Here is a 21,035-nt window from a genome sequence, read left to right as displayed (position 1 = left end):
TACTGGCTCTAGCGGCTAGCCACCGAGGAAGCTCTTGGCGACGTCTGGGTCGGCCAGCAAGGCTTCCCCGGTATCGGTAAAGCGGTTTTGACCGGCAGCGAGGACAAAGCCTTTATCGGCAATTGCCAGCGCCTGCTTGGCGTTTTGTTCGACCATTAAAATGCCCACCCCGGCCGCATTAATCTCTTTAACTCGGTCGAATATATCGTTCATGTAAAGCGGCGAAAGCCCGGCCGTCGGCTCGTCAAGCAGCAGAAGGCTTGGTTCGGCCATCAGCGCTCGGCCCATGGCCACCATCTGGCGCTGGCCGCCCGAGAGCTCGCCGGCGGGCTGGCGGCGTTTCTCATAAAGTGGCGGGAAGAAGTCGTAGACTTGAGCCAGCATCCGCTTGACGTTGTGCGGTTTGAGAAACGCGCCCATTTCCAGGTTTTCTTGCACCGAGAGGCTGGGGAAGACGTTTTTCTCCTGGGGGATAAAGCCCATCCCACGCTGCACCAACTTGTTAGGCGGCAGGTTATGAATGGGTTCGCCCAACAACAGGATCTCGCCCTGGTTAACGTGCAACTGGCCAAAAATGGCTTTTAGCATGGTCGATTTGCCTGCGCCGTTGGGGCCAACGATGACCCCGACTTCATCGGCTTCCAACGTCATGTTGACGCCGTTGAGGATGTTCATGCTGCCGTAACCGCCGTGCACGTCGCGTGCTTCAAGTAATGGCATGGTCGTGATGTCTCAAAGTGGTACCTCAGAATGGTGGTGGGCGTTAGGCAGCGCTGCCGCCGAAGTACGCTTCTATCACCTCGGAGTTATTCTGAACGTCATCTATGCTGCCCTCCATCATCACGCTACCTTGGGCCAATACGATCACGGGATCGCATAGCCGCGCGATCATGTCCATGTCGTGCTCAATGACCAAAAAGGTATAGCCCATCTCTTGGTTTAGGCGCTCGATATTGCCGATTAAGTCGCCCAAAAGCGTACGGTTAACGCCGGCGGCGATCTCGTCGAGCAGCACAACCTTGGCATCGGTCATCATGGTGCGGCCTAGTTCCAGAAGCTTTTTCTGGCCACCGGATAGGTTGCCGGCGAGCTCGTTGCGAACGTGGTAAAGGCCGATAAAGTCGATGACCTCCAGCGCCCGGCGGCGCACCTCGGCATCGTGAGCCCGAACCAGCCCCGGCTTGAACCACGCCGTAAATAGGTTCTCACCGGGTTGTTGCGAGGGCACCATCATCAGGTTTTCCAGTGCGCTCATGTGGCTGAATTCATGGGCAATCTGGAAGGTGCGCAACAGGCCTTTATGAAACCGCGCGTCGGGACTGAGAGCGGTGATGTCTTCGCCTTCGAGCAAAACGTGGCCGCTATCGGGCGTTAGCGCGCCGGCAATTAGGTTAAACAGCGTCGATTTCCCCGCGCCGTTAGGGCCAATCATGCCGGTGATGGAGCCTTTGGCAACCTGTATCGAGCAGTCATTGATCACCTTGAGGCCGCCAAACGCTTTGTTAACCTGCTGCACCTCGATAATGGGTGTCATGATGCTACCTCGTTGGTATTGGTGAAAATTATGGGCGCGCGGTACTGGCCATAAAGGTGCGCCCCGCGGCAAAGGCGCCCACGATAACGATGGCGCCAATCGCCGGGATCCAATAACCCTCGACTTGCGGCAGGGTGCGCAGGAACACAAACGCCACGGCGGCTGGCGCGATAAAGCGCACTAAAAAGCGCCATACGGCAAACCAGGTATCGTCACCGCCAAGCTCTTTGGCGACTTCGCTTTGGGTCAACGCCCAGCCGGCGAACAAGGCAATCAATAACCCGCCGAGCGGCATGAAGATATTGGTCAAAAGCTCAATAAACTCAAAGGCGTTGCGGCCAAAGAGCGCGTGGAAAATCGTGCCTTCCGCCCACACATTAAAGCTCACCACGGTAAGAAGTCCTAGCGCCCAGCTGGCAATCACCATGATGGTGACGGCCTGCGGACGGGTGAGATCAAAGCGCTCGACCAAAAACGCCGCGACCGGCTCGATCAGCGAGATAGACGAGCTCAGCGCCGCCCCCAGCACCAAGATAAAGAACACGCCGCCGACCAGCGCGCCAAACGGCATTTCGGCAAAGGCCATGGGGAGGGTGACAAACATCAGTCCCGGCCCTTGACCGGTCTCAAGTCCCGCCCCAAAAACCAGCGAAAAAATGGCAAGCCCTGCCACCAAGGCAACGGCGGTATCGACAAACGCCACCGACAAGGCCGTGCGGGTGAGGGAGGCATTGCTCGACATGTAAGCGCCGTAGGCCATGATCGCGCCCATGCCCAAACTTAAGGTAAAGAAGGATTGCCCCATGGCCTGAAGCCACCCCTCCAGGCTTAAATCGGCAATATTAAAGGTAAATAAGAAGCTCGCTGCCGCGCCGATATCGCCATTGACCACGCTATAGCCTAAAACCACCAGCAAAATGACAAAAAGCGCCGGCATAATGATGCGCAGGCCCGCCTCGATGCCCCGGTGAATTCCCATGCCGACAATAAACGCAGATAGTGCGATAAACAGGGTGTGATAGAGCGTCATCAGCCCAGGCGAGGCCAACAGTTGATTAAATCCGGCGTTGATGGTGTCGGCATCGGCACCCGCGAGCGAGCCGGTCAGCATCTGCCAGGTGTAGTGCAGTGACCAACCGGCGACCACCGAGTAAAAGCTCAAAATAAGAAACGCCGAGGCCGCCCCAAGCCAACCAATGGTTTCCCACGCCCGCGACGTTTGGTGGGTTTTGGTTAGGTGGCGCATGCCCATGATGGGACTTTGCCGGCTTGAGCGGCCGAGCATGATTTCCGCGATTAAAATAGGAATACCCACGGCAAAAATTGTCAGGGCATAAACCAAAATAAAAGCACCGCCGCCGTTTTCGCCGGTAAGGTAAGGGAAGCGCCAAAGATTCCCCAGGCCCACGGCAGAACCAACGGCCGCGAGCAAAAAAGTTCCCTTGTGTGTCCAGACGTTGTGACCGCTCATGTAAGGAGTATCCGTGTTGGGTCGGTGGATGAGTGCTTGCCAAGGCGCTATTAAAACACCCGTATTGCACGCTACTTTGCGTCACTCGCGCGCGGCTTTCTAGTCGTTTTGCGTTTAGGTTTCGTTTATAGGCAGGGCTTGGCAAATGCACGCGAAAGTATGACCGAGTGAAGGGTGTCTGCTCAGCAAAAAGCCCGCGTTACGCGGGCTTTTGGGCGATAGTTGCACCGGCGTCGTGTTGACGACGCCGTTGACGCTGCTTTACTTAAGCAGCGCTGCATAAGCGCTTATTTTTTGTTGGAGCGTTTGCGTTCGTTTTCTTTGAGCAGCTTTTTACGTAGACGAATATGGCTCGGCGTGACCTCGACCAACTCGTCGGAATCCAGGAACTCGATGGCCTGTTCCAGGGTGAAGTTAATCGGCGGCGTCAACACGATGTTTTCATCGTTACCCGTTGAGCGCATGTTATCCAGCTTTTTCCCCTTGGTCGGGTTAACCACCATGTCGTTGGCGCGGTTGTTAATCCCGATCAGCATGCCTTCGTAGACTTCGGTCGCGTGATCGATGATCAGCTTGCCGCGTTCCTGAAGCGCAAAGAGGGCATAGGCCAGTGCTTTACCGTCGACCATCGACACCAGCACGCCGTTGCGGCGTTCGATAGAGGCATCCGGCTTCAGCGGGCCGTAGTGGTCAAAGCGGCTAGTCAAAATGCCGGTGCCCGACGTCAGGGTGAGGAACTGACCGCGGAAACCAATCAAGCCACGCGCCGGGATGATAAAGTCCAAACGAACGCGGCCCTTGCCGTCCGGGTTCATGTTGGTCATCTCGCCCTTACGATAGCCGAGCTCTTCCATGATGGCGCCTTGGTGCTGCTCTTCGCAGTCGATGATCACTTCTTCGTACGGCTCCTGCTTCTCACCGTCGATTTCTTTGATGATCACTTCGGGGCGGCCCACGGCCAACTCAAAGCCTTCGCGGCGCATGGACTCAATCAAGACCGACAGGTGCAGTTCGCCGCGTCCGGAAACTTTAAATTTCTCCGGCGTTTCGCCCTGCTCAACCCGCAAGGCCACGTTGTGAATCAGCTCTTGTTCCAGACGGTCTTTGATATTGCGACTGGTCACGAACTTGCCGTCTTTGCCCGCAAACGGTGAATCGTTGACCTGGAACGTCATCGAGACAGTCGGTTCGTCGACGGTCAGCGGCGGCAGCGCTTCGATGTTATTAACATCGCAAAGCGTGTCGGAAATCGCTAGGTCTTCAATGCCGGTGATGCAGATGATGTCACCCGCCGTGGCTTCGTCGGTCTGGACCCGGTCTAAGCCCATGTGGGTCATGACTTGGCCGATTTTGCCTTTGCGGGTTTGACCCTCTTTGGACACCACGGCAATTTGCTGGTTGGGTTTCACGCTGCCGCGGGAAATGCGCCCTAGGCCGATAACGCCCACGTAGCTGTTGTAATCCAGCGCCGAGATTTGCATCTGAAAAGGACCGTCGACTTCAACCTTCGGGGCGTCGACGATATCGACGATAGACTGAAACATGGGCGACATGTCGTCAGCCAGTTCGTCGGGGTCGGGGCCGGCGATGCCGTTGAGCGCCGAGCAATAAATGATCGGGAAGTCCAGTTGCTCGTCAGACGCGCCGAGGTTATCGAACAGGTCAAAAATTTGGTCGATAACCCAGTCAGGTCGTGCCCCGGGGCGGTCGATTTTGTTGACCACGACAATCGGCTTCAAGCCGCGGTCAAAGGCCTTTTGCGTCACAAAGCGGGTTTGCGGCATGGGGCCGTCAACGGCGTCAACAAGCAGTAATACGGAGTCCACCATGGACATCACGCGTTCGACTTCGCCGCCAAAATCGGCGTGTCCTGGCGTGTCCACGATATTGATGTGGTAGTCAGTGCCGTTAGGGTCTTGCCACTTAATCGCCGTGTTTTTGGCCAGGATGGTGATGCCGCGCTCTTTCTCCTGGTCGTTGGAGTCCATGATGCGCTCTTGGCCTTCGGCCTTGCGGTCGAGCGTCCCAGACTGGCTTAACAATTTGTCGACCAAGGTGGTTTTACCGTGGTCAACGTGGGCGATAATGGCAATGTTGCGAAGATTCTCGATCACGAAGCGATCCTGCTAAAAAAATAGGGCAGCATTATAAGGGCTGGGGGCGGTCGACTGCCAGTGTTGTCTTGATTATGGTGCGGGTTTGTTTTCGCGCCGTGAGCGCTTCCGGTAAGATATGGCTTTTCCCAGGTGGGGCAGACTATGACCATCGGCAATCTGATGCGTTTATTAAGCGATGGCGATGTCCACTCCGGCGAGCAGTTGGGTAAAGCGCTGGGTATCTCCCGCGCGGCCGTGTGGAAGCAATTGAAAAAATTAGAGGCGCTAGGCGTTGAGGTGGAGGCGGTCAAAGGCCGTGGTTACCGTCTAGCGCAGGGGTTAGAGCCGCTAGACGGTGCCAAGGTGGTAGCGCATCTTCCGGCAAGTGCCCGGCATCATCTCGCGCGATTGTTCGTCGAGGATCAGCTGCCCTCAAGCAATGCGTATCTGCGCGAGCGCTTTCAGCAAGGCGCCGGTCACGGTGAAGTGTGCTTGGTAGAACTGCAAACGGCAGGGCGCGGTCGTCGTGGACGAACCTGGACGACGCCCTGGGGGCAGAGCTTGATGCTTTCTGTCGGCTGGCGTTTTGAGAGCGGTGTGGTGGCGCTTGAAGGGTTAAGCCTTGCGGTCGGGGTGGTCGTGGCACAAGTGTTGGAACAGCGCGGCGCGGCGCCTCTGCTGAAATGGCCTAACGACGTTTTGCTTAAAAATCGCGACGGTGAGCTGGCGAAGTTGGCCGGTATTTTAGTGGAAGTCACCGGCGATGCGGCAGGCCCCTGTGAAGTGGTGATCGGTATCGGCATGAACCTTTGGCTGCCCGACGCATTACGCGAAGCGATTGATCAGCCGGTCGCCGCCCTAGCGGATGCCTGTCCGCAAATCTCGCGTAACCCGCTGGCGGCCGATATGGTGGCCGGGCTTTTGGACATGCTTGCGACCTTTGAGGCGCGCGGGTTTGGCGCCTGGCAAGCGCCATGGAATCAGCGTCATGCCTTTGCGGGTCAGCCGATCACTGTGCTTCAAGGCGAGAAAAAGTGCGACGCGACGGCAGGGGAGGTGGATGCGAGCGGCAATCTCTGGATAACGGAAGTGGCAGGGCAGTCTCGGCGTCTAGCCGGTGGTGAGATCAGCATACGCAGGCGCTTATGATTCTTGACCTGGATATTGGTAATACGCTGTCTAAATGGCGCCTCAAAGACACGCAAAGCAGTGAGATTCGCTCGCGCGGAGCGGTGTGGACGCGCGAAGAGTGGCGCCCGGGGGCGGATATTCCTGACTTAGATGTGGTGGAGTCAGTGCGTATCTCCAGTGTTGCGCGGGCAGCGGTGCTGGACGAAACGGTGAGTTTGTTACGTCACCGAGTGCCGCATGTTTACGTGGCGCGCTCAACGCGAGAAACGCTTGGTGTGGTTAACGGCTATGATGAGCCAGGGCGTTTGGGGGTTGATCGTTGGATGGGGGCGCTGGCGGGGTATCAATTAGCCGGTGGCTGCTGCGCGGTGGATTGCGGTAGTGCCATTACCGTGGATTTCGTGCTACCGGGCGGCAATCATTTGGGTGGCTATATCATTCCTGGTTTGCGTCTGATGAAAGAGAGCCTAAAACTGGGTACCCGTAATGTGGCGATTGACCCTGAAAGCGAGGCCGAAGCGCTTCTAGAGCCCGGGCGGCGTACCGTCGAAGCCGTCAATCACGGCATTTATATGGCTGCAGTCAGTGCAATCAACCGAATATATAGTGAAGTTTGCGACCAGCAAGCAGTGGCGCTGCCGATGTTGCTCACCGGCGGGGATGCGCGGGTGGTATCCCGTGGTGTGCACGTGCCCCACGCGGTATGGCCTGATATGGTGTACGGCGGATTGGAGGCGTGCTTTCCGTTAACGCTTGCCGAGCGTGCCGGAAAAATGTCGGGGGCGCCTCGTGTGCCTGAACCGGTATCGCTAGAAAAAATACGCGCAGGACTTGCATTCTCTATGCTGCTTTGACAGAATGCAGCGCGTTCCAAGGCGGAAAGGCGATTATGTCTTTCGTGCAAGTTGATGATTTATATTGCTTAGTGCAAAAAACATGGCTTGACACTGTTTTGGAGGGTGGCATAATGTGCCGCCACAGTTGGAGGGGTTCCCGAGTGGCCAAAGGGAGCAGACTGTAAATCTGCCGCGAAAGCTTCGAAGGTTCGAATCCTTCCCCCTCCACCAGATTTAATGATTGGCAGCCATAAGTTGCTGAGCGGGTAAGTAGTCTAGTTAAGCGGGCATAGTTCAATGGTAGAACCTCAGCCTTCCAAGCTGATGATGCGGGTTCGATCCCCGCTGCCCGCTCCAAACGCTACTACTTAGTGAAGTTGTATATTCCGCTGCGAAGTTGTGCTAATCATTGTTCGCGTAAACTTTTATTTATAGAGTTTTGCGGCAATATGCTCATGTAGCTCAGGGGTAGAGCACACCCTTGGTAAGGGTGAGGTCGACGGTTCAAATCCGTCCATGAGCTCCACATTGCGATAAAGGCGAGCATAGCTCGCTTTTTTTGTCTCTGCTTTTGGGTTGAGCGATTTAATGCCTGGAGGTGGGGAAAAGGGTTGTCAGTTAGAGGTGTATTCGCTATCATGGCGCCCGCTGTTGCGTAGAGCTAACCAGGTAAAGGCTGGAAGCAGCGCAAACACAATACAGGCCAGTAGCTCAATTGGCAGAGCAGCGGTCTCCAAAACCGCAGGTTGGGGGTTCGATTCCCTCCTGGCCTGCCAACCTTCCCCAGGTTGGTGTGCCCTCAAAGAATTCCTTTATCGTTCGCTGCACCCTGAGGAGTCTCGTTTTATGAAGCCTAGTCCTGTGAAGCATGGCGCTGAAGTGCAACAGTCGCGTCATGACGGGCTCAAGTGGGCAGCGGTCGTAGCGCTATTGGTTGTTGCGATTATTGGTAACACTTATTTTGCCGATGTGGCTCTTTTGTATCGCGTGTTAGGTGTGGTTGTGCTGTGTGTAATTGCCGGTGCAGTCGCGTTGACCACCACAAAAGGGCGCAACTTAGTTATTTTGGCGCAAGAGTCTAAAAAAGAGATTCAGCGCGTCGTCTGGCCAACGCGCCCCGAGACGGTGCAGACCACGGCGATCGTGCTGGCAGCTGTTTTTGTTGTTGGTTTGGCGTTGTGGTTGATTGACACGCTTCTCAGCTGGGCGATGTCCGGCGTCATTGGTTAGGAGTTTTCATGTCCAAGCGTTGGTACGTCGTACACGCCTACTCCGGTTTTGAAAAGCACGTCATGCGCTCGTTACTTGAGCGCGTGAAGCTTTATGGTAAAGAAGATCGCTTTGGCGAGATTCTTGTGCCAACTGAAGAAGTGGTTGAAATGCGTGACGGCAAGCGCCGTAAGAGTGAGCGCAAGTTCTATCCCGGCTACGTGCTAGTGGAGATGGAAATGGCCGACGATACATGGCACTTGGTCAATGAGACGCCGCGTGTCATGGGCTTTATTGGCGGCACTAAAGAGAAGCCCGCGCCGATCACGACCCGCGAAGCCGAAGCGATTCTGCATCGCGTGAAAGACGGAACTGATAAGCCTCGGCCCAAGACCGTTTTTGAGCCGGGTCAATCCGTGCGCGTGGTTGATGGGCCGTTTGCTGACTTTAACGGTGTCGTCGAAGAAGTTAATTATGAGAAAAGTCGTCTTCAGGTGAGTGTGCTGATTTTTGGTCGTGCGACACCTGTTGAGCTTGAGTTTGCTCAGGTTGAAAAAGAATAGTTATTTAAAGTTACTGTCATATCGTTATTAAGTGTATTTCGCGAGTCGGCCGAGCGCCGGCTGGTTGTCACCGGGGAGCCGCAAGGCGTTATGACCCAATAGGAGTAAGAAATGGCCAAGAAAGTACAGGCTTATATCAAACTGCAGGTTGCTGCAGGTAAAGCCAACCCAAGTCCCCCCGTGGGCCCGGCACTGGGTCAGCACGGCGTTAACATCATGGAGTTTTGTAAGGCGTTTAACGCTGAAACTCAAGATATTGAGGCTGGCTTGCCGACGCCGGTTGTGATCACCGTTTATTCGGATCGCAGCTTCACCTTTGTCACCAAGACGCCGCCTGCGGCTGTGCTGCTGAAAAAAGCAGCGGGCATCAAGTCCGGTTCTGGTGAGCCGAACAAAAAGAAGGTGGGCACGGTAACCCGTGAGCAGCTCGAAGAGATCGCCCAAACCAAAGAGCCGGATTTAACGGCTGCTGATCTTGATGCGGCTGTGCGTACCATTTCTGGTACCGCTCGTAGCATGGGCTTAAACGTGGAGGGTCTCTAATCATGGCTAAACTGTCTAAGCGCGCGCAGCAAATCCGCGCAAAAGTCGACCCGAACAAAGCCTACACGGTAGAAGATGCCGTGGCGCTGCTGTCCGAGCTGTCAACGGTTAAGTTTAAAGAATCTGTCGACGTGGCGATCAATCTTGGCGTTGATCCGCGTAAATCTGACCAAGTTGTACGCGGCGCTACCGTAATGCCGAACGGCACTGGTAAAGACGTCCGTGTGGCAGTATTTACCCAGGGCGCTAATGCCGATGCGGCGAAAGAAGCCGGTGCGGATATTGTCGGCATGGAAGATTTGGCTGAGCAGGTCAAAAAAGGCGTAATGGATTTTGACGTCGTGGTTGCATCGCCTGACGCCATGCGCGTCGTGGGTCAGCTGGGTCAGATTTTAGGTCCGCGTGGCCTGATGCCAAACCCGAAAGTGGGTACCGTCACGCCAGACGTCGCGACCGCGGTGAAAAACGCCAAAGCCGGTCAGGTGCGTTTCCGTACCGACAAAAACGGCATTATCCACACCACTGTGGGTAAGGTAGATTTTGATGCCGACGCGATTAGAGGTAACCTTGATGCGCTCGTGGCTGATCTAAAAAGGCTCAAGCCGAGCACCTCAAAGGGTATCTACTTTAAGAAAATGACACTGTCCACCACGATGGGGCCGGGTCTGACTGTCGATCATACGGCCTACATTTAAGGCGTGATCAAAAAAGGCGTATTCTCTTCGAGGATGCGCCTGTATAGGGCAAGAACTTTGCGGTCCCCGCACGGACGAAACATCAGAGCGGGGCGCCGTCAAAGACCGCAGGTGCCGAGCCAATAAGCCCGGCTTAATGCTTTATACGCCTGCGCAGATGGTGTCGCCGCCAGTTGGTTTATGCTTCTTAGCAAAACGGCTTTCTGGTGAGCACCATCCCTTAGGCTTCTTGGTAGCAGTAATCGGCCGAGAAGAGATGGTAACCACCGGGACCTGACTTAAGGTTTCGGCACGAAGGAGTGATCACTGTGCCACTAGCACTTGAAGGCAAGAAAGCGATTGTTGCCCAGGTCAGTGAAGCGGCTAAAGACGCTCTCTCCGTCGTAGTGGCCGATTCTCGCGGTGTAGCGGTCAGCAAAATGACCGATTTGCGCAAGCAAGCACGTGAGAACGGTGTAGAGTTGCGTGTTGTTCGTAACACGCTGGCTCGTCGCGCTTTGGAGGGCACTCAGTGGGAGTGTCTGACCGAAAGCTTTGTCGGTCCGACTTTGCTAGCTTTCTCTACGGATCATCCGGGCGCTGCCGCTCGTTTGTTCAAAGAGTTCGCCAAGCAAGATCAGAACTTCGAAGTGAAAGCGTTGGCCTACGAAGGTGAGCTGATTCCGGCTGCTGATATCGACCGTTTGGCAACGCTGCCGACTTACGACGAAGCAATTGCTAAGCTGATGTCGGTCATGAAAGAAGCCTCTGCTGGCAAGCTGGTTCGTACTCTGGCCGCCTTGCGCGACCAGAAGCAAGATGAGGCGGCATAAGCCCCCTTCCTTGCTGGCAGTGTGATGCTGCCGACTACGAGCAATGAATCCTGAGTCATCGGGTGACCGAGACTCCCGCAAAGTTAGGAATGAAACAATGGCACTGACCAAAGACGATATTATCAACGCCGTTTCCGACATGACCGTAATGGAAATTGTCGAGTTGATCGAAGCAATGGAAGAAAAATTCGGTGTTTCTGCCGCCGCAGCTGTTGTCGCTGGCCCGGGTGGTGGTGAAGCGGCTGTTGAAGAAGAGCAGACCGAATTTGACCTGGTGCTCACAGGTGCTGGTGACAAGAAAGTTAACGTCATCAAGGCCGTTCGTGAAATCACCGGCCTTGGCCTGAAGGAAGCTAAGGGTGCCGTTGACGGCGCTCCGGCGACCATCAAAGAAGCAATGTCCAAGGAAGATGCTGAAGCAGCGAAAACAAAGCTGGAAGAAGCAGGCGCAAGCGTCGAGCTCAAGTAATTATTGTGCCGGTTGCTTTACGCGCTGCGTAAGCTTCCACGGCTGGCGGCGGGGACTTCCTGCTGCCGGCCTTTTTCTGTTGAAACAGATCAAAGAATTTTGACGGCGAGCTGCCCATTCAGGAGCTTGCTGTCTGCGTCTGAAACGCCCGCGGGGAAGATGACCACGCATCGGTCACCCATGGTGAACAAGCTGGGGAAAACAGATGGCTTACTCATACACTGAGAAAAAACGCATCCGCAAGGATTTCGGCAAACTGCCCCAAGTAATGGATGTGCCCTACTTGCTGGCCATCCAGCTTGATTCCTACTATGACTTTCTCCAGCAAGACCGTTCGCCCGATGAGCGCCACGAAATTGGCCTGCACGCGGCGTTCAAGTCAGTGTTCCCGATCGAGAGCTTCTCCGGTAACGCGGCGCTGGAATATGTTAGTTATCGTTTTGGCACACCTGCGTTTGATGTGAAGGAGTGTCAGCTTCGCGGCGTGACTTACTCCGCACCGCTACGCGTCAAGGTGCGTTTGATTATTTATGATCGTGATTCATCGAACAAAGCGATCAAAGATATCAAAGAGCAAGAAGTCTACATGGGGGAGATTCCCCTGATGACAGAAAACGGTACCTTTGTGATTAACGGTACCGAGCGCGTTATCGTGTCTCAGTTGCACCGCTCGCCGGGGGTGTTCTTTGACCACGATAAGGGCAAGAGCCATTCGTCCGGTAAACTGCTTTATTCGGCGCGCGTGATTCCTTATCGTGGCTCCTGGCTCGACTTCGAGTTTGATCCCAAAGACAACGTCTTTGTGCGTATCGATCGCCGTCGTAAACTGCCAGCATCGGTATTGATGCGGGCTCTGGGCATGAGCACCGAAGAGATCCTCGACGAGTTCTTCGAAACGAGCGTGTTCCACATTGAGAAGTCTGGCTTCTCTGTGGAGCTCGTGCCCTCGCGTCTGCGCGGTGAGACCGCGACGTTCGATATCAAAGATGGCGACGGCAATGTCATTGCGGAAGAAGGTCGACGCATCACCCAGAAGCATATTCGCCAGCTAGAAAAAGTCGGCCTTGAGCGTCTGGACGTGCCAATGGAGTACCTGTTCGGCAAGACGTTAGCCAAAGATCAGGTGGACAGCAAAACCGGCGAGTTGATTGTCCCGTGTAACACGGAGATCACCCCGGAAGTGTTAGAGCACATCGCGCAGGGTGGCATCCAGCGTATTGAAACGCTCTACACGAACGACCTTGACTGCGGTTCGTTTATTTCCGACACCTTGAAGCTCGATACCACGGGCTCGCCGCTTGAGGCGCTGGTCGAGATTTACCGCATGATGCGCCCCGGTGAACCGCCGACCAAAGAAGCTGCCGAGACGCTTTTCCATAACCTGTTCTTCACCGAAGACCGCTACGACCTGTCCAACGTCGGCCGGATGAAATTCAACCGCCGCTTGCGCCACGAGACGGATACCGGCTCTAGTGTGTTGGATAAGAAAGACATCCTCGATGTACTGCGTGAGCTGATCAATATCCGTAATGGCTTCGGTGATGTCGACGATATCGACCACCTAGGTAACCGTCGTATCCGCTGTGTCGGTGAGATGGCGGAAAATCAGTTCCGCGTTGGTTTGGTGCGCGTTGAGCGTGCAGTGAAAGAGCGTCTTTCCATGGCGGAAAGCGAAGGCCTGATGCCGCAAGACCTGATCAATGCTAAGCCGGTAGCGGCAGCAGTGAAAGAGTTCTTCGGTTCTAGCCAGCTCTCTCAGTTTATGGACCAAAACAACCCGCTTTCTGAGGTTACCCACAAGCGTCGTGTGTCGGCACTCGGCCCAGGTGGTTTGACCCGTGAGCGTGCAGGCTTCGAAGTGCGTGACGTTCACGCCACGCACTACGGTCGCTTGTGCCCGATCGAGACGCCGGAAGGGCCCAACATCGGGCTGATCAACTCCTTAGCGACTTACAGCCACACTAACAGCTATGGCTTCCTGGAAACGCCTTATCGTAAGGTCAATGCCGGTCAGGTAACTGATGATATCGTTCACCTGTCAGCGATCGAAGAGGGCGACTTTGTTATCGCCCAGGCGTCTGCTGCCGTGGATGAGTCCAATAAGCTAAGCGATGACCTGGTTCAGGTGCGCCACCGTGGCGAAACCACCTTTATGCGTCCTGAGCAAGTGACGCTGATGGACGTGTCGCCACGCCAGGTAGTGTCAGTGGCTGCCGCGTTGATCCCGTTCTTGGAGCACGATGACGCTAACCGCGCCTTGATGGGGGCGAACATGCAGCGTCAGGCCGTTCCCACCCTGCGCGCGGACAAGCCGCTGGTGGGTACGGGGATGGAGCGCTTCGTGGCGCGTGACTCCGGTGTTTGTGCGGTAGCCAATCGCGGTGGCGTCATCGACTCGGTCGATGCGCGCCGTGTGGTGGTCCGGGTGCATGAAGATGAAATCATCGGCGGTGAGGCCGGGGTGGATATCTACAACCTGACCAAATACACCCGCTCGAATCAAAACACCTGTATGAATCAGCGTCCGATCGTACGGCCTGGCGATAACGTAGCGCGTGGCGATATTCTTGCCGACGGACCGTCGGTGGATATGGGCGATCTGGCCTTGGGTCAGAACATGCGCATCGCGTTTATGCCTTGGAACGGCTACAACTTCGAGGATTCGATTCTGCTCTCGGAGCGTGTCGCACAAGAAGACCGTTTCACCACGATCCATATCCAGGAACTGACCTGCGTGTCCCGCGACACGAAGCTTGGCTCCGAAGAGATTACCTCGGACATTCCCAACGTAGGTGAATCGGCCCTGGGTAAGCTAGACGAAGCAGGCGTGGTCTACATTGGTGCCGAAGTCGGCCCAGGCGATATTCTGGTGGGCAAGGTGACGCCGAAAGGTGAAACCCAGTTAACACCAGAAGAGAAGCTTTTGCGTGCCATTTTCGGTGAGAAAGCGTCAGACGTGAAAGATACCTCCTTACGTGCCCCGACCGGTATGAAAGGTACGGTTATTGACGTGCAAGTCTTTACTCGTGACGGTGTCGAGAAGGATTCGCGTGCGCTGGCTATCGAGCAAATGCAGCTTGATGAGGTGCGTAAAGACCTGCAGGAAACGTACCGTATCGCGGAAGATGCCACCTTTGAGCGCCTCAAGCGCACGCTGGATGGCCAGGTGGTCAACGGTGGTCCAAAACTCACTAAAGGTGACGTGCTGGATGAAGCGTACCTTGATGAGCTGCCGCGTCAGCAGTGGTTCAAGCTGCGTATGCAGGATGAGACCTACAATGAGCTACTGGCTCAGGCAGACGAGCAGCTGGAAAATCGTCGTAAAGAGATGGACGAACGCTTTGAAGATAAAAAGCGTAAGCTGACCCAAGGCGATGACCTTGCACCGGGCGTGCTCAAAATCGTCAAGATTTACATGGCGGTTAAGCGTCGTATCCAGCCGGGCGACAAGATGGCGGGTCGTCACGGTAACAAGGGTGTTATCTCGGCGATTATGCCGGTGGAAGATATGCCGTTCGACGAGCATGGCGAGTCGGTTGACGTTGTCCTCAACCCGCTGGGTGTCCCGTCACGTATGAACGTGGGGCAGGTATTGGAAACCCACTTGGGCATGGCGGCGCGCGGGTTAGGCTTTAAGATTAATGCCATGTTGCGCGACGCGCGCGAGCAGCAAGTGGCGGAAATCCGCGACTTCCTCGGCGAAATTTACAACACGCCGGGCACTCGCGTTGAGGATATTAGTACGCTAACGGATGACGAAGTGATCGCCTTGGCGAAAAACCTCAAAGGCGGTGTGCCGATGGCAACGCCCGTGTTTGACGGTGCTCAAGAGCACGAAATTAAGCACTTGTTGCGCCTGGCGGATATACCGGATTCCGGTCAAATGACGCTTTATGATGGTCGTAGCGGCGATGCCTTTGATCGCCCGGTCACCGTTGGTTATATGTACATGCTGAAGTTGAACCACTTGGTAGACGATAAGATGCACGCGCGTTCTACCGGCTCTTACTCGCTGGTGACCCAGCAGCCGCTGGGCGGTAAGGCGCAGTTCGGTGGTCAGCGTTTCGGTGAGATGGAAGTGTGGGCGCTAGAAGCCTATGGCGCCGCGTACACGTTGCAAGAGATGCTTACCGTCAAGTCGGACGACGTCGAAGGCCGTACCAAGATGTACAAAAACATCGTGGATGGCGACCACACCATGCAGGCAGGCATGCCGGAATCCTTTAACGTTCTCGTGAAGGAAATCCGCTCGCTGGGCATCGATATCGAGTTAGAGAGCTAGGAGCCGTCCAATGAAAGATTTGGTAAAAGTCCTCAAATCGCAGTCTCAAACCGAAGAGTTTGACGCGATTAAGATTACCCTGGCATCGCCGGACATGATTCGCTCCTGGTCTTTTGGCGAGGTGAAGAAGCCCGAGACCATCAACTACCGTACCTTTAAGCCGGAGCGGGACGGTCTGTTCTGCGCCAAAATTTTTGGCCCGGTGAAAGATTACGAGTGCTTGTGCGGCAAATATAAGCGTATGAAGCACCGCGGCATCATCTGCGAAAAGTGCGGCGTCGAAGTCACCAAGGCCGCCGTGCGCCGCGAGCGCATGGGCCACATCGAACTGGCGTCGCCGGTCGCGCACATTTGGTTTTTGAAGTCGTTACCGTCGCGTATCGGTATGTTCCTCGACATGACGCTGCGCGATATCGAGCGCGTGCTGTATTTTGAAAGCTTCGTCGTGATCGACCCTGGCATGACCACGCTGGAGCGTGGCCAGCTTCTCAACGACGAGCAGTATTTTGAAGCGCTAGAAGAGTTCGGTGACGACTTCGATGCCCGTATGGGTGCCGAAGCCGTTCAAGAATTGCTCAAAGATATTGACCTTGAAGAAGAGATTAACCATCTGCGCGAAGAGATTCCGCAGACTAACTCCGAAACCAAGATCAAAAAGCTTTCCAAGCGCCTAAAACTGTTGGAAGCGTTTTACCACTCCGGCAATGCGCCGGCGTGGATGGTCATGGAAGTGCTGCCCGTGCTGCCGCCGGATCTGCGTCCGCTGGTACCGCTGGACGGTGGCCGCTTTGCGACCTCGGATCTTAATGACCTTTACCGTCGTGTGATCAACCGCAACAACCGCCTGAAACGTCTGCTGGATCTCAACGCGCCGGATATCATCGTGCGCAACGAGAAGCGGATGCTGCAGGAAGCGGTCGATGCGCTGTTGGATAACGGCCGTCGTGGCCGTGCCATCACCGGCTCTAACAAGCGCCCGCTGAAATCGCTCGCCGACATGATCAAGGGTAAGCAGGGGCGTTTCCGTCAGAACTTGCTGGGTAAGCGTGTTGACTACTCAGGCCGTTCGGTAATTACCGTAGGTCCGACCCTGCGCCTTCACCAATGCGGTTTGCCTAAGAAAATGGCGCTGGAGCTGTTTAAGCCGTTCATCTACTCCAAGCTGCAGTCGCTGGGCTACGCCTCGACGATTAAAGCGGCGAAGAAGATGGTCGAGCGCGAACTGCCGGAAGTGTGGGACATTCTTGCCGACGTTATTCGCGAGCACCCGGTACTGCTCAACCGCGCGCCGACGCTGCACCGTCTGGGCATCCAGGCGTTTGAGCCGCTGCTCATCGAAGGCAAAGCGATTCAGCTGCACCCGCTGGTGTGTGCGGCCTATAACGCCGACTTTGACGGTGACCAGATGGCGGTCCACGTACCGTTGACGCTGGAAGCGCAGCTTGAAGCGCGCACCCTGATGATGGCAACCAATAACGTTTTGTCACCGGCGAACGGCGACCCGATTATTGTGCCGTCGCAAGACGTTGTTCTGGGTCTGTATTACATGACCCGGGAGAAAATCAACGCCAAAGGCGAAGGCATGGTTTTCTCTGGCCTTGACGAGGTTGAGCGCGCCTTCGGTAATCAGTCGGTGTCGCTACACGCCAAAGTGAAAGTGCGCCTTGACGAAGTGGATGTGGTGGAAGAAACCGGCGAGCGGTCTGCGCATCGTCGTCTTTACGACACAACGGTTGGTCGCGCGCTGCTGTTCCGCATTCTGCCGGAAGGCGTGCCGTTTGATTTGATTGATCAGCCGATGAAGAAAAAGGCGATATCTAACCTAATCAATGAGGTATATCGCCGCGCCGGGCTCAAGCCGACGGTGATTTTTGCCGACCAACTGATGTACGCCGGTTTCCGCTGGGCCACGTGGTCGGGCGCTTCGATCGGGGTGAATGACTTCGTCATTCCTGACTCGAAGACCGAGATCGTCGATGCGGCGGAAGCGGAAGTGAAAGAAATCGAAGATCAGTTCTCCTCGGGGCTTGTGACCGCGGGTGAGAAATACAACAAGGTCATCGATATCTGGTCCAAGGCCAACGATAAAGTGGCTAAGGCCATGATGGCCGGTATCTCAAAAGAGACCGTCATCGATCGTGATGGCAATGAAGTCGAGCAAGATTCGTTTAATAGCGTCTTTATCATGGCCGATTCCGGCGCGCGTGGCTCGGCAGCCCAGATTCGTCAGCTTGCCGGTATGCGGGGTTTGATGGCCAAGCCGGACGGCTCGATCATCGAAACGCCGATCGTCGCCAACTTCCGTGAAGGCTTGAACGTACTGCAGTACTTCATCTCGACTCACGGCGCGCGTAAAGGTCTCGCGGATACGGCGCTGAAAACCGCGAACTCGGGTTATTTGACGCGTCGTTTGGTCGACGTGGCGCAAGACTTGGTGATTACCGAGAGCGACTGCGGCACCGAAAACGGCTTGACGCTACACCCCATCATCGAAGGCGGCGATATTATCGTGCCGCTCTCCCAGCGCGTGCTAGGCCGTGTTGTCGCGCAGGATGTGGTGGACCCAGGTACCGACGAGGTGTTGATTGCTCGCGGAACGCTGTTGGATGAAAAGTGGTGCGCCGATCTGGATACCATGGGTGTCGATGAGATCATTGTGCGGTCGACTATTACTTGTGATACGCCTCACGGTGTGTGCTCGGCCTGCTACGGGCGTGATCTTGCGCGGGGCCACCAGGTCAATATCGGCGAGTCTGTCGGTGTTATTGCCGCGCAGTCGATCGGTGAGCCGGGCACGCAGCTGACCATGCGGACGTTCCACATCGGTGGGGCGGCATCGCGCTCTTCAGCGGTGGATAGCGTACAGGTGAAGCACGGCGGCAAGGTACGCCTGCACAACATCAAGCACGTAGAGCGCGGCGACGGCAAGTTGGTCGTTGTGTCGCGTTCAAGCGCGCTGGCAGTAGCCGATGACCATGGTCGTGAACGCGAGTACTATAAGCTGCCTTATGGGGCTGAGCTTGACGTACGCGATGGTGATGTAGTCGATGCCGGTGCGACGGTAGCGAAATGGGATCCGCATACGCACCCGATCGTCGCTGAAGTCGAAGGTCAGGCGCAGTTCATCGACCTTGATGAAGGTGTCACCATGCACCGCACGGTTGATGAAATGACCGGTCTCTCGTCTATCGAGGTCATTGAGTCAGCGGCGCGCCCAATGGCAGGTCGCGACAAACGTCCGATGATCATGCTGAAAGACGCCAGTGGCGAGTATGTCGCGGTGTCGGGCTCCAATACACCGGTACAGTACCTGTTGCCGGGTAAGTCGATCATCTCGGTAGATGATGGCGCGACCATTGGTGTGGGTGAAGTCGTCGCGCGTATTCCGGTAGAAGCCTCGGGCAACAAAGATATTACCGGTGGTCTACCGCGTGTCGCGGATCTGTTCGAAGCGCGTAAGCCGAAAGAGTCCTCGATTCTGGCGGAAATTAGCGGGGTGCTCAGCTTTGGTAAAGAGACTAAAGGCAAGCGTCGCTTGACGATCACGCCGGAAGAGGGTGATCCGTTTGAAATGCTTATTCCAAAGTGGCGTCAAATCGCTGTCTTTGAAGGTGAAAACGTCGAGAAGGGTGAGGTAATCTCCGATGGCCCAAGCAATCCGCACGATATTTTGCGTTTGTTAGGTGTTGCGGACTTAGCCAAATACATCACCGCTGAGGTTCAGGACGTTTACCGCCTGCAAGGTGTTGGCATCAACGATAAGCACATCGAAGTGATCGTGCGTCAGATGCTGCGCAAGGTCGAAATTACCGACTCGGGTGATTCTGATTTCATCACCGGCGATCAAGCAGAGCTTGTCCGCGTGCTGGAACAGAATGCACGCTTGGAAAAAGACGGTAAATTCCCTGCTAAGTACCAGCGTCAGCTACTGGGTATTACTAAGGCAAGCCTGGCAACCGAGTCGTTTATTTCTGCGGCCTCGTTCCAGGAGACGACACGAGTGCTGACCGAAGCGGCAGTGACAGGTAAGCGGGATTACCTCCGCGGCCTGAAAGAGAACGTGGTGGTGGGTCGATTGATTCCTGCGGGTACCGGTTTGACTCACCATGCCGAGCGTCGTCGTAAGCGCGATGACGTTGATCGACTGCTCAATCCATCGGCGATGGAAGTCGAGCAGGAGCTTGGGGCTCAGCTAACGGCGTTGGATTCCGACGACGATGAGCTCTAACCCTCGTTAGCTTCAGCGTAAGGTCATGGCGATAAAACCGTCGCCATGACTTGACGGTGACTGGGGCAAACTATTAGAATGCGCAGCCTTTAACAGTGGGGCGGGTGCGCCCGCATCCATTGAAAGGCCAGGCAACCATTGGAGTCAGCTACAGACTATGGCAACGATTAATCAGCTAGTGCGCAAGCCGCGCAAGCGCCCCGTCACGAAAAGTGACGTGCCAGCGCTGCAGGCCTGCCCGCAAAAGCGCGGCGTATGTACGCGCGTTTACACCACCACTCCGAAGAAGCCAAACTCGGCGTTGCGTAAGGTTTGCCGTGTGCGCCTGACCAACGGCTTTGAAGTGTCTTCTTATATCGGCGGTGAAGGCCACAATCTGCAAGAACACTCTGTCGTGTTGATCCGCGGCGGTCGTGTTAAAGATTTGCCAGGTGTGCGTTACCACACTGTGCGCGGTGCGCTGGATACCTCGGGTGTTCAGAACCGTAAGCAAGGTCGTTCTAAATACGGTACCAAGCGTCCGAAGTCTTAATTCGGTTGCGTTGGTTCGAGTGTGGCGGCTACGTAAAAGCTGCCAAGCGGTCAATACGAATATGTTGGTCTGATAAGAGTAAGGTCGAGCGGTGCTGTGGTATCACAGGGCGAGTCTTGGGTTTACCTGAAGGATCCTTAAATTGAGGGCTTATCATGCCTAGAAGAAGAGTTGTAGCGAAGCGCGAGATTCTGCCGGATCCGAAATTCGGAAGTGAGCGCCTAGCCAAGTTCATGAACCACCTGATGTTCAGCGGTAAAAAGTCCGTAGCTGAGCGCATTGTTTATGGTGCGCTGGACAAGGTTGCCGAGCGCAGTAAAGAAGAACCGCTGGAAATCTTCGATAAAGCGCTGGAAGCGATCCAGCCGATGGTCGAAGTAAAATCGCGCCGCGTCGGTGGTGCGACTTATCAGGTGCCAGTAGAAGTTCGTCCATCTCGCCGCCAAGCGCTAGCTATGCGCTGGTTGGTTGATGCGGCGCGTCGTCGCGGTGAAAAAACGATGGTGCAGCGTCTGGCGGGTGAAATGCTGGACGCCGCAGAAGGTAAAGGCTCTGCGGTTAAGAAGCGCGAAGACGTACACCGTATGGCAGAAGCCAACAAGGCGTTTTCTCACTATCGTTTCTAAGCTCGAAT

16 protein-coding genes and 4 tRNA genes are annotated in these 21,035 nt (G+C 55.5%); 16 read left to right on the top strand and 4 right to left on the bottom strand.

The annotated features are described in order from the left end of the window. Nucleotides 1-15: 15 nt before the first annotated feature. The 4 genes from QC823_RS08480 to typA all read right to left on the bottom strand — a co-directional run bounded on the left by QC823_RS08480 (nt 16) and on the right by typA (nt 5,119). A complete protein-coding gene (locus QC823_RS08480; protein WP_309655911.1) occupies nt 16-720 on the bottom strand; it encodes an ABC transporter ATP-binding protein in 705 nt (234 codons plus the stop codon). A 43-nt stretch (nt 721-763) separates the two neighbouring features. Then, the gene (locus tag QC823_RS08475; RefSeq protein ID WP_309655910.1) at nt 764-1,534 is read right to left on the bottom strand and encodes an ABC transporter ATP-binding protein; all 771 of its coding nucleotides are present in this window, start codon (nt 1,532-1,534) and stop codon (nt 764-766) included. Between the two features lie 28 nt (nt 1,535-1,562). After that, nucleotides 1,563-3,005 carry a sodium-dependent transporter gene (locus QC823_RS08470; RefSeq protein ID WP_309655909.1) on the bottom strand — a complete coding sequence of 481 codons (1,443 nt, stop codon included), beginning with the start codon at nt 3,003-3,005 and terminating at the stop codon, nt 1,563-1,565. A 287-nt stretch (nt 3,006-3,292) separates the two neighbouring features. Further along, nucleotides 3,293-5,119 carry a translational GTPase TypA gene (typA, locus tag QC823_RS08465; protein WP_309655908.1) on the bottom strand — a complete coding sequence of 609 codons (1,827 nt, stop codon included), beginning with the start codon at nt 5,117-5,119 and terminating at the stop codon, nt 3,293-3,295. Nucleotides 5,120-5,263: 144 nt separating this feature from the next. Between typA and QC823_RS08460 the strand changes: the two genes are divergently transcribed. The 16 genes from QC823_RS08460 to rpsG all read left to right on the top strand — a co-directional run bounded on the left by QC823_RS08460 (nt 5,264) and on the right by rpsG (nt 21,027). Beyond that, nucleotides 5,264-6,250, top strand: a complete 987-nt coding sequence (locus tag QC823_RS08460) for a biotin--[acetyl-CoA-carboxylase] ligase (protein ID WP_309655907.1) — start codon at nt 5,264-5,266, stop codon at nt 6,248-6,250. Continuing rightward, on the top strand, nt 6,247-7,086 hold the full coding sequence (locus QC823_RS08455; RefSeq protein WP_309655906.1) for a type III pantothenate kinase: 840 nt from the start codon (nt 6,247-6,249) through the stop codon (nt 7,084-7,086). The genes QC823_RS08460 and QC823_RS08455 overlap by 4 nt, the downstream gene beginning before the upstream one ends. A 129-nt stretch (nt 7,087-7,215) precedes the next feature. Continuing rightward, nucleotides 7,216-7,299 (top strand) — tRNA-Tyr (locus QC823_RS08450). A gap of 52 nt (nt 7,300-7,351) precedes the next feature. After that, nucleotides 7,352-7,425, top strand: a tRNA-Gly gene (locus QC823_RS08445). 94 nt (nt 7,426-7,519) lie between these two features. Beyond that, nucleotides 7,520-7,594, top strand: a tRNA-Thr gene (locus tag QC823_RS08440). Between the two features lie 174 nt (nt 7,595-7,768). After that, a tRNA-Trp gene (locus QC823_RS08435) sits at nt 7,769-7,844 on the top strand. A 70-nt stretch (nt 7,845-7,914) separates the two neighbouring features. Then, on the top strand, nt 7,915-8,298 hold the full coding sequence (gene secE / locus QC823_RS08430) for a preprotein translocase subunit SecE (protein WP_309655905.1): 384 nt from the start codon (nt 7,915-7,917) through the stop codon (nt 8,296-8,298). 8 nt (nt 8,299-8,306) lie between these two features. After that, complete coding sequence (gene nusG, locus QC823_RS08425) at nt 8,307-8,840, top strand: transcription termination/antitermination protein NusG (RefSeq protein WP_309655904.1); 534 nt, start codon at nt 8,307-8,309, stop codon at nt 8,838-8,840. A 111-nt stretch (nt 8,841-8,951) separates the two neighbouring features. After that, nucleotides 8,952-9,383 carry a 50S ribosomal protein L11 gene (rplK, locus tag QC823_RS08420; protein ID WP_309655903.1) on the top strand — a complete coding sequence of 144 codons (432 nt, stop codon included), beginning with the start codon at nt 8,952-8,954 and terminating at the stop codon, nt 9,381-9,383. A gap of 2 nt (nt 9,384-9,385) precedes the next feature. Then, on the top strand, nt 9,386-10,078 hold the full coding sequence (gene rplA / locus QC823_RS08415; protein WP_309655902.1) for a 50S ribosomal protein L1: 693 nt from the start codon (nt 9,386-9,388) through the stop codon (nt 10,076-10,078). A gap of 308 nt (nt 10,079-10,386) precedes the next feature. Beyond that, a complete protein-coding gene (gene rplJ / locus QC823_RS08410; protein ID WP_309655901.1) occupies nt 10,387-10,890 on the top strand; it encodes a 50S ribosomal protein L10 in 504 nt (167 codons plus the stop codon). A 97-nt stretch (nt 10,891-10,987) separates the two neighbouring features. Next, nucleotides 10,988-11,359, top strand: coding sequence for a 50S ribosomal protein L7/L12 (rplL, locus tag QC823_RS08405; RefSeq protein WP_309655900.1), 372 nt, complete (start codon nt 10,988-10,990; stop codon nt 11,357-11,359). A gap of 205 nt (nt 11,360-11,564) precedes the next feature. Further along, entirely contained in the window at nt 11,565-15,641 is a 4,077-nt protein-coding gene (gene rpoB, locus QC823_RS08400; protein WP_309655899.1) for a DNA-directed RNA polymerase subunit beta, read from the top strand. 10 nt (nt 15,642-15,651) lie between these two features. Continuing rightward, the gene (gene rpoC, locus QC823_RS08395; RefSeq protein WP_309655898.1) at nt 15,652-19,869 is read left to right on the top strand and encodes a DNA-directed RNA polymerase subunit beta'; all 4,218 of its coding nucleotides are present in this window, start codon (nt 15,652-15,654) and stop codon (nt 19,867-19,869) included. 157 nt (nt 19,870-20,026) lie between these two features. Further along, the gene (gene rpsL, locus QC823_RS08390) at nt 20,027-20,401 is read left to right on the top strand and encodes a 30S ribosomal protein S12 (RefSeq protein WP_009098973.1); all 375 of its coding nucleotides are present in this window, start codon (nt 20,027-20,029) and stop codon (nt 20,399-20,401) included. A 155-nt stretch (nt 20,402-20,556) separates the two neighbouring features. Continuing rightward, complete coding sequence (rpsG, locus tag QC823_RS08385; RefSeq protein ID WP_179929125.1) at nt 20,557-21,027, top strand: 30S ribosomal protein S7; 471 nt, start codon at nt 20,557-20,559, stop codon at nt 21,025-21,027. Nucleotides 21,028-21,035 lie beyond the last annotated feature (8 nt).

It is taken from the genome of Vreelandella vilamensis, assembly GCF_031451755.1.
GTDB lineage: Bacteria > Pseudomonadota > Gammaproteobacteria > Pseudomonadales > Halomonadaceae > Vreelandella > Vreelandella vilamensis.
The sequence above is the reverse complement of the archived record's forward strand: the minus strand, read 5'-3'. Positions and strand labels throughout refer to the sequence as shown.

Bases quoted from the DNA above. Each gene is read 5' to 3' on its own strand.
- QC823_RS08480 (WP_309655911.1), bottom strand. From the start codon at position 720: ATGCCATTACTTGAAGCACGCGACGTGCACGGCGGTTACGGCAGCATG.
- QC823_RS08475 (WP_309655910.1), bottom strand. From the start codon at position 1,534: ATGACACCCATTATCGAGGTGCAGCAGGTTAACAAAGCGTTTGGCGGC.
- QC823_RS08470 (WP_309655909.1), bottom strand. From the start codon at position 3,005: ATGAGCGGTCACAACGTCTGGACACACAAGGGAACTTTTTTGCTCGCG.
- QC823_RS08460 (WP_309655907.1), top strand. From the start codon at position 5,264: ATGACCATCGGCAATCTGATGCGTTTATTAAGCGATGGCGATGTCCAC.
- QC823_RS08455 (WP_309655906.1), top strand. From the start codon at position 6,247: ATGATTCTTGACCTGGATATTGGTAATACGCTGTCTAAATGGCGCCTC.
- secE (WP_309655905.1), top strand. From the start codon at position 7,915: ATGAAGCCTAGTCCTGTGAAGCATGGCGCTGAAGTGCAACAGTCGCGT.
- nusG (WP_309655904.1), top strand. From the start codon at position 8,307: ATGTCCAAGCGTTGGTACGTCGTACACGCCTACTCCGGTTTTGAAAAG.
- rplK (WP_309655903.1), top strand. From the start codon at position 8,952: ATGGCCAAGAAAGTACAGGCTTATATCAAACTGCAGGTTGCTGCAGGT.
- rplA (WP_309655902.1), top strand. From the start codon at position 9,386: ATGGCTAAACTGTCTAAGCGCGCGCAGCAAATCCGCGCAAAAGTCGAC.
- rplL (WP_309655900.1), top strand. From the start codon at position 10,988: ATGGCACTGACCAAAGACGATATTATCAACGCCGTTTCCGACATGACC.
- rpoB (WP_309655899.1), top strand. From the start codon at position 11,565: ATGGCTTACTCATACACTGAGAAAAAACGCATCCGCAAGGATTTCGGC.
- rpoC (WP_309655898.1), top strand. From the start codon at position 15,652: ATGAAAGATTTGGTAAAAGTCCTCAAATCGCAGTCTCAAACCGAAGAG.
- rpsL (WP_009098973.1), top strand. From the start codon at position 20,027: ATGGCAACGATTAATCAGCTAGTGCGCAAGCCGCGCAAGCGCCCCGTC.
- rpsG (WP_179929125.1), top strand. From the start codon at position 20,557: ATGCCTAGAAGAAGAGTTGTAGCGAAGCGCGAGATTCTGCCGGATCCG.